Source organism: Amycolatopsis sp. NPDC104819 (genome assembly GCF_055583145.1).
This window is the reverse complement of the sequence record NZ_JBVJON010000027.1, coordinates 5,980-20,334: the sequence shown is the minus strand read 5'-3', so window position 1 is coordinate 20,334 and position 14,355 is coordinate 5,980. Positions and strand designations below refer to the sequence as shown.

11 protein-coding genes are annotated in these 14,355 nt (G+C 71.1%); 5 read left to right on the top strand and 6 right to left on the bottom strand.

Annotated features, from left to right (window positions below):
* Window positions 1–276: 276 nt before the first annotated feature.
* Window positions 277–1,221, bottom strand: a complete 945-nt coding sequence (locus ACZ63E_RS44815; RefSeq protein ID WP_465342411.1) for a pentapeptide repeat-containing protein — start codon at window positions 1,219–1,221, stop codon at window positions 277–279.
* Window positions 1,222–1,345: 124 nt separating this feature from the next.
* On the opposite strand from ACZ63E_RS44815, the gene ACZ63E_RS44810 reads away from it, so the two are divergent.
* Window positions 1,346–2,566, top strand: a complete 1,221-nt coding sequence (locus ACZ63E_RS44810; RefSeq protein WP_465342410.1) for an acetyl-CoA C-acetyltransferase — start codon at window positions 1,346–1,348, stop codon at window positions 2,564–2,566.
* 212 nt (window positions 2,567–2,778) lie between these two features.
* On the opposite strand, the gene ACZ63E_RS44805 is transcribed toward ACZ63E_RS44810, so the two are convergent.
* From ACZ63E_RS44805 to ACZ63E_RS44790, 4 genes are all read right to left on the bottom strand, one after another.
* Window positions 2,779–4,314 carry a DHA2 family efflux MFS transporter permease subunit gene (locus ACZ63E_RS44805; protein WP_465342409.1) on the bottom strand — a complete coding sequence of 512 codons (1,536 nt, stop codon included), beginning with the start codon at window positions 4,312–4,314 and terminating at the stop codon, window positions 2,779–2,781.
* A gap of 73 nt (window positions 4,315–4,387) precedes the next feature.
* The gene (locus tag ACZ63E_RS44800; protein ID WP_465342408.1) at window positions 4,388–5,656 is read right to left on the bottom strand and encodes a YeeE/YedE family protein; all 1,269 of its coding nucleotides are present in this window, start codon (window positions 5,654–5,656) and stop codon (window positions 4,388–4,390) included.
* A 75-nt stretch (window positions 5,657–5,731) separates the two neighbouring features.
* Window positions 5,732–6,469, bottom strand: coding sequence for an LppU/SCO3897 family protein (locus ACZ63E_RS44795; RefSeq protein ID WP_465342426.1), 738 nt, complete (start codon window positions 6,467–6,469; stop codon window positions 5,732–5,734).
* A 192-nt stretch (window positions 6,470–6,661) separates the two neighbouring features.
* Complete coding sequence (locus ACZ63E_RS44790; protein ID WP_465342407.1) at window positions 6,662–7,489, bottom strand: Bax inhibitor-1/YccA family protein; 828 nt, start codon at window positions 7,487–7,489, stop codon at window positions 6,662–6,664.
* Between the two features lie 319 nt (window positions 7,490–7,808).
* Between ACZ63E_RS44790 and ACZ63E_RS44785 the strand changes: the two genes are divergently transcribed.
* The 4 genes from ACZ63E_RS44785 (at window position 7,809) to ACZ63E_RS44770 (ending at window position 13,648) form a co-directional block, all read left to right on the top strand.
* A complete protein-coding gene (locus ACZ63E_RS44785; protein WP_465342406.1) occupies window positions 7,809–9,242 on the top strand; it encodes a hypothetical protein in 1,434 nt (477 codons plus the stop codon).
* A 353-nt stretch (window positions 9,243–9,595) separates the two neighbouring features.
* Window positions 9,596–10,264 carry a class F sortase gene (locus tag ACZ63E_RS44780; protein WP_465342425.1) on the top strand — a complete coding sequence of 223 codons (669 nt, stop codon included), beginning with the start codon at window positions 9,596–9,598 and terminating at the stop codon, window positions 10,262–10,264.
* Window positions 10,265–10,364: 100 nt separating this feature from the next.
* A complete protein-coding gene (locus ACZ63E_RS44775) occupies window positions 10,365–12,359 on the top strand; it encodes an SDR family oxidoreductase (protein ID WP_465342405.1) in 1,995 nt (664 codons plus the stop codon).
* A 116-nt stretch (window positions 12,360–12,475) separates the two neighbouring features.
* Window positions 12,476–13,648 (top strand): cell division protein DivIVA, encoded by a 1,173-nt coding sequence (locus tag ACZ63E_RS44770; protein WP_465342404.1) that lies wholly within the window; start codon window positions 12,476–12,478, stop codon window positions 13,646–13,648.
* Between the two features lie 170 nt (window positions 13,649–13,818).
* Here the strand turns inward: ACZ63E_RS44770 and ACZ63E_RS44765 are convergent, their stop codons facing one another.
* Window positions 13,819–14,166, bottom strand: coding sequence for an amidase family protein (locus ACZ63E_RS44765; RefSeq protein ID WP_465342424.1), 348 nt, complete (start codon window positions 14,164–14,166; stop codon window positions 13,819–13,821).
* Window positions 14,167–14,355: the final 189 nt, after the last annotated feature.

Sequence of the window (14,355 nt, the reverse complement as noted above, 5' to 3'; positions counted from 1 at the left end):
GGGTGCGCATCGGTGACGCCGGGCAGCGAACGCGAGGCGGACCGCCCGGCGCGGACCTCAGGCGGCCACCAAGCCGCCCGTCCGAACCGGTTCCGGCCCGAGGGCCGCAGTGCGCTGAGCCGTCATCCCGTCCCGGAGGTGCCGTCCGGCGCCGATCAGCGCGCGGCAACCCGTCCGCAGCAGGTTCGGGGACAGCCGCCGTGCGGCCCGACCGATAATCATCGCCGGTTCACCTCCCGTCGTGGAAAATGGCGAGCTCTCGGTGATGACACGATCCTATCGGGCGGCCGGTTGCCCCGGATCGTCCTTTCGTGTCAATTCCGCCCAGCCCAGCTTGTCGGTGACCGCCCGTTCTTCCCAGCCGGGCGGCCAGGTCCGGGAAAACCCCCGCTGCGCTTCGGCGCCCGCGAGGCGAGCCGAGGACTTCGTCCCGAAATCGGCGGGACCGGCGAAAACGGCGCCGTTGAAGCTGTCGCGGTCACCGCCGAAAACGGTTCCCCGGAAATCGACGCGCTCGCTGAACTGCGCTTTGTTGAAGTCGGCCTTCGTGCGGAATTCGGTGCCGCGGAAGGTCGCCAGTTCGAGGAACACCGTCCCGTAGCACGTGATCGACCGGATCGAACAGTGCGTGAGGTTCAGGCCGACGAGCTTCGCCCCGGAAAAGTCGAGGTCGACGTCGGGCCAGAACTCCTCGTTCGGCCGCTCTTCGGGACCGCGCCGCAGGTGCAGCATCAGGATGCGCTGCGCGGTCTTGCGGACCTGCAGCTCTTCGCCGTTCTCCGTCTTGTGCTCGAACGGCATCCGCAGGTACGCGCAGAGCACGTTGACGATCGTCTGCCGGTGCGGCGCGTACCCGGCGGCCAGCCGTTCCAGCGAGTACAGCCCGGCGAGCCGGACCGGCGCCTTGTCGCTGCCGAGCTGGTCGGCGGCCTTGCCGTAGATCTCGGTGATCCGGCGCTCGGTGGCGTCGTGGTCCTTCTGCGCCAGGTCCAGCTCGGCCGAGCGCTGCCGGCGGGCGGCGAGCAGCAGGGCGGCGGCGCCCCCGGTGCCGACGACGATGTTGGCAGCGGTCTTCAGGGCATCCAGCCGCGCGGCGTCCTCCGGGCGGCCGCCGCCCAGGAGGCTGAGCAGCAGGGTGGCCGCGACCGCGGCGACCACCAGCAGGCCGGCTCCCCACAGCAGGATCGTCCTCGTCCCCAGCACCCGCGTCTCGGTCGGCACGGGGGCATCCTGCCAGGCGTCGTGTTGCCTTGGTCGCGTTCGGCTTTGCGACCGGGGCCACAAGCGGCACTATGGTGAGCAACCGCTTAGCACGCTAGCTCGCGATACGAGGATGTGTCACGTCATGCCTGAAGCCGTCATCGTCTCCACCGCTCGTTCGCCGATCGGCCGCGCCGGGAAGGGCTCGCTGGTCAGCATGCGGCCCGACGACCTGACCGTGCAGATGATCCAGGCGGCCCTGGCCAAGGTGCCGCAGCTGGACCCCGCCGACATCGACGACCTGATGCTGGGCTGCGGCCTGCCGGGCGGCGAGTCCGGGTTCAACATGGGCCGCGCGGTCGCCGTCGAGCTGGGGTACGACCACCTGCCCGGCTGCACCGTCACGCGCTACTGCTCGTCCAGCCTGCAGACCACCCGGATGGCGTTCCACGCGATCAAGGCCGGCGAGGGTGACGTCTTCATCTCGGCCGGCGTCGAGACCGTGTCGCGGTTCGCGAAGGGCAGCTCGGACTCTTGGCCGGACACGCACAACCCGCTGTTCGCCGACGCCGAGAAGCGCACCGCCGCGACCGCCGAGTCCGGCACCGACTCGTGGACCGACCCGCGCACCTCGGGCGACGTCCCGGACGTCTACATCGCGATGGGCCAGACCGCGGAGAACCTGGCGCGGCTGAAGGGCGTCACCCGCGAGGACATGGACGAGTTCGGCGTCCGCTCGCAGAACCTGGCCGAGAAGGCCATCGCCGACGGCTTCTGGGCCAAGGACATCACCCCGGTGACGCTGCCGGACGGCACGGTCGTCTCGAAGGACGACGGCCCGCGCGCGGGCGTGACGCTGGAAGGCGTCTCGGGGCTCAAGCCGGTGTTCCGCCCGGACGGCCGCGTGACGGCGGGCAACTGCTGCCCGCTGAACGACGGCGCGGCGGCGGTCGTCGTCATGTCCGACACGAAGGCGCGCGAACTGGGCCTGACGCCGCTGGCGCGGATCGTGTCGACCGGCGTGACGGGCCTTTCGCCGGAGATCATGGGCTACGGCCCGGTGGAGGCGTCCAACCAGGCGCTTTCGCGCGCGGGGCTGTCCATCGGCGACATCGACCTGGTCGAGATCAACGAGGCGTTCGCGGCGCAGGTCATCCCGTCGTACCGCGACCTGGGCATCGAGCTCGACCGCCTGAACGTCAACGGCGGCGCGATCGCGGTGGGCCACCCGTTCGGCATGACGGGCGCGCGCATCACGTCGACGCTGATCAACTCCCTGCAGCACCACGACAAGCAGTTCGGCCTCGAGACGATGTGCGTCGGCGGCGGCCAGGGCATGGCGATGATCCTGGAGCGCCTCTCCTGACGTTCTGACCCCCGAAGGCCACCACCGGAAGTTCCGGTGGTGGCCTTCGCCGTGTTCAGCGGGTCGACACGCGTGATCCGGAGGTCGACACGCGTGATTGAAGGGTCGACACGGCGAATCCCGGTCGGCGGGGCCGTGTCGACCCTCTGATCACGCGTGTCGACCCTCCAGTCACGCGTGTCGACCCTTCGATCACGTCACGGAGGGGTCGGCTAGTGGACCATCACCGGGGGTGCGACCTCGTCGCCGTCCTCCGAGGTCGCCGGGGCCGCCGGGCGGGTCTTCGGGAGGAACAGTGCCGGGATCACGCACAGTGCCACCAGGACCAGGGACCAGACGAACGTCGTCGAGAACGCGTCCGCCGCCAGGCCCGTTGCCGCCGGGTGGGTCTCCGGGTTCAGGATCGCCGCCGTGGCCGCCAGCTGGCCCTGGGCCGTCGGGACGCCGAACTTGCCCGCCAGCAGGGCCGCCAGGATCGTCGCCAGCACCGCCGAGCCGATCGCGCCCGCCGTCTGCTGGACGATGTTTGTCGCCGTGGACGCTCGGGCCATGTCCTTCGGCTGCAGCGTCTGCAGCGCCGACGTCGTGATCGGCATCATCGTGCAGCCCATGCCGAGGCCCATCACGAACAACGCCGACAGCAGCACCCAGTACGGCGTGGTCGCGCTGACCTGGGTCAGCATCGCCATCGCGCCGACGATCAGCACCAGACCCGGCAGCACGATCTTCCGCGCGCCCACCTTGTCGGCCAGCCGCCCGGTGACCGGCATCATGATCATCGCGCCGAAGCCCTGCGGGGCCAGCAGCAGCCCGGCGTGCAGCGTGGATTCGCCGCGCACCAGCAGGAAGTACGTCGGCAGCAGCATCATCCCGCCGAGGAACGCGACGAAGAACAGCGACATCGTGACCATCGCGACCGTGAACGTGCGGTTCTTGAACAGCCGCAGGTCCACCAGCGGGTTCGGCACCTTCAGCGCGCGCAGCACGAACGCCACCAGCAGCACCAGCCCGCCCAGCGACGGCAGCCACACCTCGACGGCGCCGACCCCGCCCGCGGACGGGATCTTCGAGACGCCGAAGATCAGCGCCGCCAGCCCCGGCGACACCATCAGCATGCCGACGAAGTCGAAGCGGCCGGACGGCTCCGGCGCGTCCTTCGGCAGCAGCCGCCACGAAAGCAGCAGCGTGACGATGCCGATCGGCACGTTGATGAAGAAGATCCAGCGCCAGCTCACCGCGTCGACCAGCCAGCCGCCGAGGATCGGGCCGCCGATCGGGCCGAGCAGCATCGGCACGCCCAGCACCGCCATCACGCGCCCGATCCGCTGTGGGCCGGCCGCGCGCGTCAGGATCGTCATGCCGCAGGGCATCAGCATCCCGCCGCCGAAGCCCTGCAGGACGCGGAAGAGGATCAGCGTCTCGATGTTCCACGCCAGCCCGGCGAGCATCGAGCCGGCCAGGAACAGCACGATCGCGACCATGTAGAGCCGTTTGGTGCCGAACCGGTCCGACGCCCAGCCGGTGACCGGGATCACCGTGGCGAGCGCGAGCAGGTAGCCGGTGGCGACCCACTGGATGACGTCGAACGACGTCGAGAACTCGATCGTCAGCTTCTGCAGCGCGACGTTGACGACCGTGGTGTCCAGGATCGCCATGATGGCGCCCAGGACGACGACGGACGCCACCTTCAGCACCCCGGCGTCGAGCGCGTCACCGTTCGGCGCCGAGCCGGTTCTTTGCGTAGTCATAAGGAAGAGGCCCCCCAGGTTCGTGGATTCGTCCGCGAGGGTACTGGGGGGCACCGACAAAAAACGAAGGGATTCAGCAGATGCTGTCGGTCGGGACCGGGTTCCCCAGCCCGAACAGCGGCCGCAGCTTCAGCCCGATCCACGTGCCGCCGAGCGCGAACACGCCCCACAGCCAGCCGTGCAGGCTGCCGGTGGAGATGCCGCCGAGGTACGCGCCGATGTTGCAGCCGCCCGCCATCCGCGCGCCGACGCCCATCATGATCCCGCCGAGGACCGCGGCCAGCGCCGTGCGCCACGGGATCGAGCTGTGGATCTTCCACGCGCCCGCGGCCGCCGCGGCCACCGCCGCGCCGATCATGATCCCGATGTCGGTGAGGCTGTTCTTGTCCTTCCAGATCGGGTTGGCCAGCGACGTCGCGTTGGGCTTCTGCTGCCAGAACTCCCACGCCTGGGGGTGCAGCCCGAACACCTGCAGGATCTTGGCGCCCCACAGGGAGAACGCGCTCGTGACGCCCCAGATCCCGCCCGACACCAGGAACACCGCGCCGGCCAGCACACCCAGCACGACCGCGCCGACGAGCATCGGCCACGAGCCGCGGAAGATCCGCGCGAAGCCGTGCGCGGTCGGCACGGCGTCCACCGGCGGCGGGGTGCGGCGGCGCTGCACCGCGCGGGTGACCAGCACGATCCCGGCGAGCACGGCGATGGTGATCGCCCACGAGCCGAACCAGCCGACGTGGTCGGCCAGCAGCACGCCCTTGAGCTCCGGCCAGCCGCTCAGCACCGGGTACGCCCAGGTGTAGAGCACCGACCCGGTGATGAACCCGCCGAGCGTCAGCACGATCGCCGACTGCCCGGACCCGACCGCGAACAGCGTCCCGGACGCGCACGCGCCCCCGAGCTGCATGCCGATCGCGAAGAGCGTCGCGCCGACGAACAGCGCGAGGCCGAGCGGGCTGGCCGTCGGCGCGGGCTTGCTGCCGAAGAGGCCGCTGCCGGTGCCCGCGATCAGCGCGATCAGCGTCGCGGCCGTGCCGAGCAGGACGGTGTGCGCGCGCAGGCCCTGGCCGTTGCCGACGGCGATCAGCTGCCGCCACGCCGAGGTGAAGCCGAACCGCGAGTGGAACAGCGCGAGCCCGAGACCGAGCCCGAGCAGCAGCAGGACGCCGAACTTGGCGCCGAAGGACGCCCAGACGTACCAGGTCAGGCCGGCCGCGAGCACCCCGGCGACGGCCAGCGGGACCACCCGGACGGGGTCCTCCGGCTGCGGGACGGGCGCGGCGCAGGAGGTGGGGAAGTCGAGGAACTTCTTGTCATCGGCAGGGGATTCGGTCGTCGCCACCCGGCAAAGCTAGATCCGGTGATCGATTCACCGCAGCTCGTCGCACACTGTGGGACGAGCCGCGGTGAGCCGGAGCTATTCGTTCGTCTTGACGCACATCGTCGTCGCCGGCTCCGGGTAGACGGCCACGCGCGTGGCGTCCGTGCCCTCGCAGACGCTCTTGTCGGCCTGGCCCGAGACGACCTTGACGAGCTCGCCGTCCTTCGTCGGGTCGGAGCACGAGACCTTCTGGTACCCCTTGGTCTGCGACGTGAAGTTCGCCAGGCAGTCGCCCTGCTTCGCGTTGATCATCAGGCACAGCTTGTAGGAGCTGCGGCCGCTCACCGAGTAGGTGTCGTAGCCGGCGTCGGAGCCGCCCGGGCAGTTGTCGGACGAGCTGTCGAGCTTCGCCGCGATCTTGACGTTCGCCTTCGGGTCGTTGCAGTCGGCCTTCGCCGGGTCGTCGCCGCCCCGGGTGAACTCGGTGATCGTGAGGCAGTCACCGACGTTGGAGCTGGCCGGCGAGTTCGAGAACGAGACGATCCCCACGACGACGGCGACGACCAGGATCACGCCGATCACGCCGAACTTGATGATCGCGCCGGTCTTCGACTTCTTCGGCACGGCGGGCGGCGCCGGCGGGAAGCCGGGCTGGCCGGGCGGGAACTGGCCGGGCGGCGGGCCGTACTGGCCGGGCTGGCCCTGCGGCGGCGGGCCGAACTGACCCGGCTGACCGGGCTGGCCCTGCGGCGCCTGGCCGTAGGCGCCGGGCTGCCCGTACTGCGGCTGCGGCTGACCGCCGGAGGGCGGTCCGTAGGGATCGGGCTGACCCACCGGCTGCTGGCCCCCGGGGGCCGGAGGGGGAACGCTCACTGTGAACCTCACACATGTGAAAGGAAATCGACCGGGTCATCAAACACGCAGGGTGATCGCGGTCCGCAGCGGGGTCCCCATATGCACGAATTACCCACAGAAAAGGCGCCCCGTTGGTTACGGAGCGCCTTCACTGAGGAACTGTGAGCCAGGTTACTCGCGGAGGTAGGACAGCAGCCGCAGGATCTCCAGGTACAGCCAGACCAGCGTGGTCATCAGGCCGAACGCGGTGTACCAGGCCCACTTCGACGGCATGCCCTCGCGGATCATCCGGTCGGCCTGGTCGAAGTCGAGCAGGAAGCTGAAGGCCGCGATGCCGATGCAAAGGATGCTGAAGGCGATGGCGAGCGGGCTGCCGTCGCGCAGCGGGTTGAACCCGAAGACGAACGAGCTGATCAGGTTGAACAGCATCAGGACCGCGACGCCGACGACCGCCCCGACGATCCACTTCGTCAGCTTCGGCGTCACCTTGACCGCGCCGGTCTTGTAGACGACCAGCATCCCGATGAAGACACCGACGGTGCCGATGATCGCCTGCAGCGCGATGCCGTGGTAGACGGTTTCGAAGACGCCGCTCAGCGCGCCCAGGAAGAGGCCTTCGGCAGCGGAGTAGACCAGCGTCAGCGGGCCGCTCGGCTTCTGCTTGAAGATGATCACGAGCGAGACGACGAGCCCGACGATCAGGCCGCCGATCATCGCGCCGATGAGGGCGCCGGAGAGCTTGCCGGTCTCGGCCAGCGTGTTCTGGGCCCAGATCGCCGTGACGATCCCGACGAGCAGCGCGACACCGAGGCTCATGCCGGTCTTGACGACGACGTCGTCGACGGTCATCGGCCGGTCGCCCTCGCCGGAGGAGACCTGCCCCGGGCCGTACCCGGGCACGCCGCCCTGGGGTTGGTTGAAGCCCACCGGGGGGCCGTACTGGGTCTGGGTTCCGCCGCGGGGCAGGTTGCGGAACGCCGGGTTGCTACTGGAACGCACCTGATCCTCCTGGATCTGCTGCTTTGTGGATCGACGCTGCATCGGGTTCAACGACCGCCGGGCACGCGCGGTTCCCGTCGAGTAAAGACAACTTTACTCGACGGCGGGCCACTGGCCACGAAGGACACCGTATGCGACCGGGGTCACGACCGTTCGGCGACAGCCACCCGAAGAGCGGTAGACAGTCCAGCCCCGTCGGCGAGACGCTCACCTGGCGTGCTCGGACGTTCACCGAACGCGTGTCGGGGAGTTGATCAATCGTGTGACCTGCGGAGACGCGTTTGCGTGCCCACACGTCCGACGAAGGAGCCTACACACCATGGGGTGGTCAACACGCCCGCGCGCGGGCGCCCGCGTGCTCATTGCTTTGTTCGCCGCGACACTGCTCGGCGCACTCTCCGCGACCACGGCGTCGGCCGCGAGCCAGGAAGGCATCGGCCACCGGGTCGGCGCCGACCCGGCGCCGCGCCCGGTCTGGCTGGGGTCGTACGTCGTCGGCGGGGAGCAGGTGTTCTGCGTGAGCTTCCGGCTTCGCGCGCCGGACACCGACGAGCCGTACAAGCCCGGCGACGAGCTGCTGACGAAGTGGGGCACGAAGCTGCCCGCGGACGTGGCGGCGAACATCTCCTACCTGCTGCTGCGCTACGGCGGCACGAAGAACCCCGACGAGGCGACCGCGCTCGCGCACCTGCTGCACTCGTGGACCGCGGCGCCGCGCACCCCCGCCGACCTCGACCCGGGCCTGCCCGCGGAGAAGATCGCCTATGACGCCCCCGGGTACCTGAAGGCGATGGGCAAGGACTCCGCGGACGCCGTCGAGCGGCTGAGGACGGACGCCGAGACCAACCGCGGGCCGTGGACGGCGGCACTGACCGCGCCGAAGGGCGACCAGCACCTCGGCGAACCGGCGGAGTGGACCGCGACGGTGAAGAACGCCAAGGGCAAGGGCGTCCCGGACGTCCCGGTGAAACTGACGGCGACGGCCGGCACCCTCGGCGAACCGGCCGGGGACACGGCGGGCAACGCGAGCCCGCAGGCCGCGGCGAAGGACGTCACGCTGAAGACCGGCGCGGACGGAACGGTGACGGTGAAGCTGACCCCGACCGGCGACCGGCCGAAGCTGGTGGCGTCACTGTCCGCGCCGGCCGACCGGCCCTACGTCCGGCTGCCGGTCGACACGTCGAAGCAGCGCGTCGTCTCCACCGGCGGCGAGAAGGAGCTGACCGCGCAGGGCGTCGTGAACGTCGCGAAGCCCGGCAAGGTGCAGGTGACGAAGACGGACGCGAACACGGGCAAGGGTGTCGGCGGCGCGGTCCTGCGGATCACGGGCAAGGACAAGACGTCGGCCGCGCTCGGCCAGGACGGCAAGCCGCTCACCGGCGCCGACGGCAAGCCCGCGGTCGTCACGACCGACGGCGCGACCGGCGGGGTGACGGTGGAGAACCTCCGGACGCCACAGGAGATCTGCGTCGTGGAGGCGAGCCCGCCGCCGGGGTACACGAACGCGTACGACCCGCAGAACCCGCCGTCGGCGTGCGGAACGGTGAAGCCGGGCGAGACGCTGGTGCTGACGGTGACGAACAAGCCGAACGAGGTCCCGCGCGCGATCCCGGCCGGCGACCAGCCGCTGGCGCAGGCGCGAGGAGTCGTGGAGACGAGCTATTCGACGGCGGGCCTGGCCGGGCTCGGCCTGCTGGCGCTGCTGGGCGCCGGTCTGGTCGCCTTCGCCGCGCGGCGGGCATCCCGGAGGTAACGGCGTTGGCAGGCGACAACTGGCAGGGCGAGAGCTGGTTCGTCGAGGAGTGGCGGCGCGGGACCGGGTGGCGTCCTGAGGAGGATGAGCAGCTCGGTGAGGCTTGGCCGCCGGACGAGCGGCATGCGGACGGCCGGTGGCAGACCGGCGCCGAGCCGCACCCCGGCGCGGGCCGGCACGCGGACGGTCAGTGGCCAACCGGCGCCGACCACGGCGGCCAGCCGATCGGCGACCCGTGGCAGGCCGTCGGCGACCAGCACGGGCGCGGCGCAGGGCAAACCGGCGCCGACCAGCCGACCGGCGACCCGTGGCACACCCACACCCCCACCTCGCCGAAGCCGCGGCGGGGGCGGCTGCTCGTCGGCTTTGCGCTCGGCGCCGCCACCGTGCTCGCGGTACAGCTCGGCTCCTCCGTGGCCGGCTCGCCGCCGGTAGCCGTCGTCGCGGGCACTGCGCTGCCCGCCGCAGGGGCCGCCGCACCCGCCGCGAGTCCGACCACGACCACCCCCACCCCGACCAGCACCGCACCCGCCGCCCCGGCCGCGCAGACTCAGTCGACCCCACCACCTCCTCCTCCCAAGCCGCAGCCGCCCGGCACCGTGCGGCTGCCCGGTGGTGGCCAAGCCGTCCTCGTGCGGAAGGACCTCGGTCCCGGTGGGGAACTTCCGATCCCCGCCGATCTCGGGCAGGCGACCTGGTGGGGCGCCGCCCTGGACGCCGCCGGTGGGGCGAGCGTGCTCGCCGGGCACGTGAACTGGCGGGGCGCGACCGGGCCGTTCGCTGAGCTCTGGACCATCGAGACCGGCTCCATCGTGTCCATTGTGGACAACGACGGGAAACTCCGGCGCTTCAAGGTCTCCCAGCTCGTCACGGTGCACAAGAACGACCTCCCGGCCCGGGCCGACGACCTCTTCGGCCAGTCCGGGCCGCACCGGCTCGTGCTGGTGACGTGCGGGGGCCGCTGGGTCGGCGGTTCGGACGGCTACGAGGAGAACCGCGTCGTCATCGCGGACCCGCAATAAGTTACCCGTGAGTAACTTCACGTCCTCGCGAGGTGGTCACCGCCGCCCGGATGCAGCAGAATGCCCAGGGTCAGGGCAAGCGGTGAGAGGTGTGAAGACGATGGCGACGTTCTTGGTGACCGGGGCGACCGGACTGATCGGGCGCCAGTTCACCCGGCTGCTGCTCTCCCGCCCCGACGACGACCGCGTCGCGCTGCTGGTCCGCGCGTCGAGCAAGGCGAAGCTGGCCGCGCTGGTCGACCAGTGGCCGCACTCCGACCGCGTCACGCTGGTCACCGGCGACCTCGGGGAGCCGCTGCTCGGGGTGTCCGAAGCCGACCGCGAGGAGCTGCGCGGGCACGTCGACCACGTGGTGCACCTCGCCGCCCTCTACGACCTCACCGCCGACGACGAAGCCAGCATCAAGGCCAATGTGGACGGTACGCGCGCCGTCGTCGATCTCGCCGCCGACCTGCGCGCCGGCTGCCTGCACCACGTTTCTTCGGTGGCCGTCGCGGGTGACCACGAAGGCGTCTTCACCGAGGAGATGTTCGACGCCGGGCAGCGGCTCGTGACGCCGTACCACCGGACGAAGTTCGAGGCCGAGAAGATCGTCCGCGAGCAGGACGAGGTGCCGTGGCGGGTCTACCGGCCGGCGGTGGTCGTCGGGCACTCCGAGACCGGCGAGATGGACAAGGTCGACGGCCCGTACTACCTCTTCCCCGCGATCAACCGGCTCGCCGGGCTGCCGGACGTGCTGCCGATCGTCGGCCCGGACCTCGGCGACACCAACATCGTGCCGGTCGACTACGTCGCGAAGGCGCTGCTCGAGCTGGTGGTCAAGCCCGGTCTCGACGGCCAGGCCTTCCACCTGGTCAACCCCGAGCCGCAACCGGTCGTCTCCGTCTACAACGCCTTCGCGAAGGCCGCGGGCGCGCCGACGATCAGCGTCCAGCTCGGCGAAGGCCTTTCCAAGCGGATCGTCGGGCTGGTCAAGCTGACCGAGCACATCCCCGGCGTCACCATCGCGCGCGACGCCGTGATGGAGCGCTTCGGCATCCCGCCGGTGCTGCTGGAGACCATGGCGTTCCCGTCGGTGTTCTCCTCGGCCGAGACGCGCAAGGCCCTCGCCGGGGCGCTCGAGGTGCCGCGGCTGGAGGACTACGCGCCGACGCTGTGGCGCTACTGGCGCGAGCACCTCGACCCGTTCCGCGCCCGCAAGCACGGCCCGCGCGGCGAGCTGGACGGCCGGCGCGTGATCATCACCGGCGCGTCGTCGGGCATCGGCCGGGCGACGGCGTTGAAGGTGGCGGCCGCGGGTGGTGTCCCGCTGCTCGTCGCGCGGCGCCAGCACGAGCTGGAAGAGGTCCGCGACGAGATCGTCGCCGCCGGCGGCACCGCGTCGGTCTACCCCGCCGACCTCACCGACGAGGACTCGGTGCGCAAGGCCGTCGACGCGATGCTGGCCGAGCACGGCCGGATCGACATGCTGGTCAACAACGCCGGCCGGTCGATCCGCCGGTCGATCAAGCTGTCGTACGACCGGATGCACGACTACGAGCGCGCGATGGCGATCAACTACTTCGGCGCGGTCCGGCTGATCCTCGCCGTGCTGCCGCACATGTCCGAGCGGAAGTTCGGGCACATCGTGAACGTCTCGTCGATCGGCGTGCAAGGCATCGCGCCGCGCTTCTCGGCGTACGCGGCGTCGAAGGCGGCGCTGGACTACTTCTCGCGGATCGCCGCGACCGAGACGCACGGTGACGGGATCACGTTCACCACCATCCACATGCCGCTCGTGCGGACGCCGATGATCCGGCCGACGAAGATCTACGACGCGTTCCCGACGAAGTCGCCGGAGCAGGCCGCGGACATGGTGCTGAAGGCGCTCGTCGAGCGGCCGAAGCACATCGGCACCCCGGCGGGGCAGGCGATCGGGCTGGCGTACACGCTCACGCCGGGCCTCACCGATGCCGTCGCGTACCAGGGTTTCCGGATCTTCCCGGATTCCGCCGCGGCGGGCGGTTCGGGCGGTCTCAAGATCGGACGTGGTGAGAAACACCTCTCGCGTGCGGCGATGGCGCTCGCCCGGCTTTCGCGCGGCTTTCACTGGTGACTCTGCGTTTTCCGGGTGCGGCCATTCCGGCGACGCGCCGCCGGAACCGCGACACGTGTTGGTGATTTGTTAAGCCGACCGGCGTAAGCGGACGGTGCCCGGGTACGGTCGGGCGCATGGTTCCTGAGCGCGACCACGCCGCGAGCGCCCTCAACGGCCTCCTCCCCCTCCGTCGTGAATACACCCAGGCCTGGCACGGCTTCGACCGCAACGAGGTGCGTCAGTACCTCGACCACGTCGAAGCCCAGCTGCGCCGGGTGCTGAGCGACCGCGACGCCGCCGTGGCGCAGGCCGCCACGGCGACCCGTGAGCTGGAGTCGGTCCGGCAGCAGGTGGCGTCGCTGGAAGCGCGGGTGGAGGAGCTCAAGAAACCGCCGGAGCGGCTCGAGGACCTCGACGAGCGGATGCAGCGGACGGTCACGCTCGCGCAGGCCCGCGCGGACGAGATCGTCAAGCGCGCCGAGGCCGCCGCGGAGAAGACGTGGGCGGGCTCGACCGAGGCGTCGACGAAGCTGCGCGAGCGGTACTCGCGGCTCGTCACGGAGCTGGACAAGCAGGCCGACCTGCTGCACTCCGAGCACGAGAACGCGCTGGCGGAGACGCGCGCGGAGGTGCAGCGGCTGACCGTCGAGGCGGCCCAGCGGCGGGAGCTGCTCGACAACGAGGCCGAGCGCAAGCGGCGGAAGCTCGAGCGCGAGTTCGAGTCGTCGCAGGCGGCGCAGAAGGCGGCGCTCGAGAAGCACGTCGCCGACCAGCGCACGGCCAGCAAGAACCAGGCCGAGCGCCGCCTCGCGGAGGCGACGGCCGAGGCCAAGCGGCGGCTGGACGAGGCCACGGCGGAGGCCAAGCGCCGCCTCGACGAGGCGACCACCCAGGCGGCCCAGCGCACGACGGCGGCGAACCGCAAGGTCGAGCGCCTGGCGGAGATCCGCGAGCAGGCGCGCAAGAGCCTCGCGGCGGCGGAGGACATCCTCAACCGCAGCGAGACGCAGCTGGCGACGTTGCCGGAGGAAGCGGTGATCCCGCAGGCGTCCAAGCTGGTGGGCGGCGACACCGCGGCGGAGTCCCCGACGACCCCGGCCGCGCCGGTGGTCCCGGTGGTCCAGCCGTCGATCCCGGCGTCGGCTTCGGCGAAGCCCGCGGTGAAGGCCGCGGCGCCGACGCCCAAGCCGGTGGCGAAGCCGGGCAACGCGCCCGCGAAGCCGAACGGCCCGGCGACCAAGCCGGCGAACGGGAACGGCAACGGCGCGAAGCCGCTCTCGCCGACGGCGAGCAAGCCGGGTTCCTGAGACTTCTCGCGTGGAGGCCGTCCCGAGTGATCGGGGCGGCCTTCAGTGCGTTTCCGGGCCTGAGCAGCCCCCGTTTTCCACGCTACCGGCGGGCACCGACAGTTCCGGCGCTCGCCGGCGCGGCTTGTCCACAGCCCCAGGCAAACGCCCCAAGGTGGCCTTGGGGCGTGTCAGTTGCGGGCTGTGCGGGGCCAGGGGTTCGCTGACTCCAGCTGGGCCGCCAGGCCCAGCAGCAACGGCTCGCCGCCGGGGCGGGTGATCAGCTGGACCGACGTTGGCAAGCCCGACCTGACCGACCGGCCCACCGGGACCGTGATCGCCGGGTAGCCCGCCAGGTTCCACTGGCCCGTGAAGCCCGCCAGGCGCGTCGACGGCAGGACGTTCGTCAGCCAGCGGCGCTCGTGCCAGCGGCCCGCCTTCACCGGCCAGTGCGACAGCGTCGGTGTCATCAGGACGTCGTGGGCCTCGAAGAACTCCGCCGCGCGCTCGAGCCAGCGGTCGCGGGTGCGGTCGCGGATCAGGCCGGCCCGCTCCAGGAGCCGGCCGAGGCGGACGTGCGTGCGGGTGCGCCGTTGGAACCGGCCGAAGTCGAAGTCGCGGGCCTGGGGGGGGGGGGGGGGGGGGGGGGGGGGGGGGGGGGGGGACCCCCCCCCCCCCCAGCCAGAAGAGGAAAAAGCCGAACGCCCATTCCGGAGACTCGGACCCGG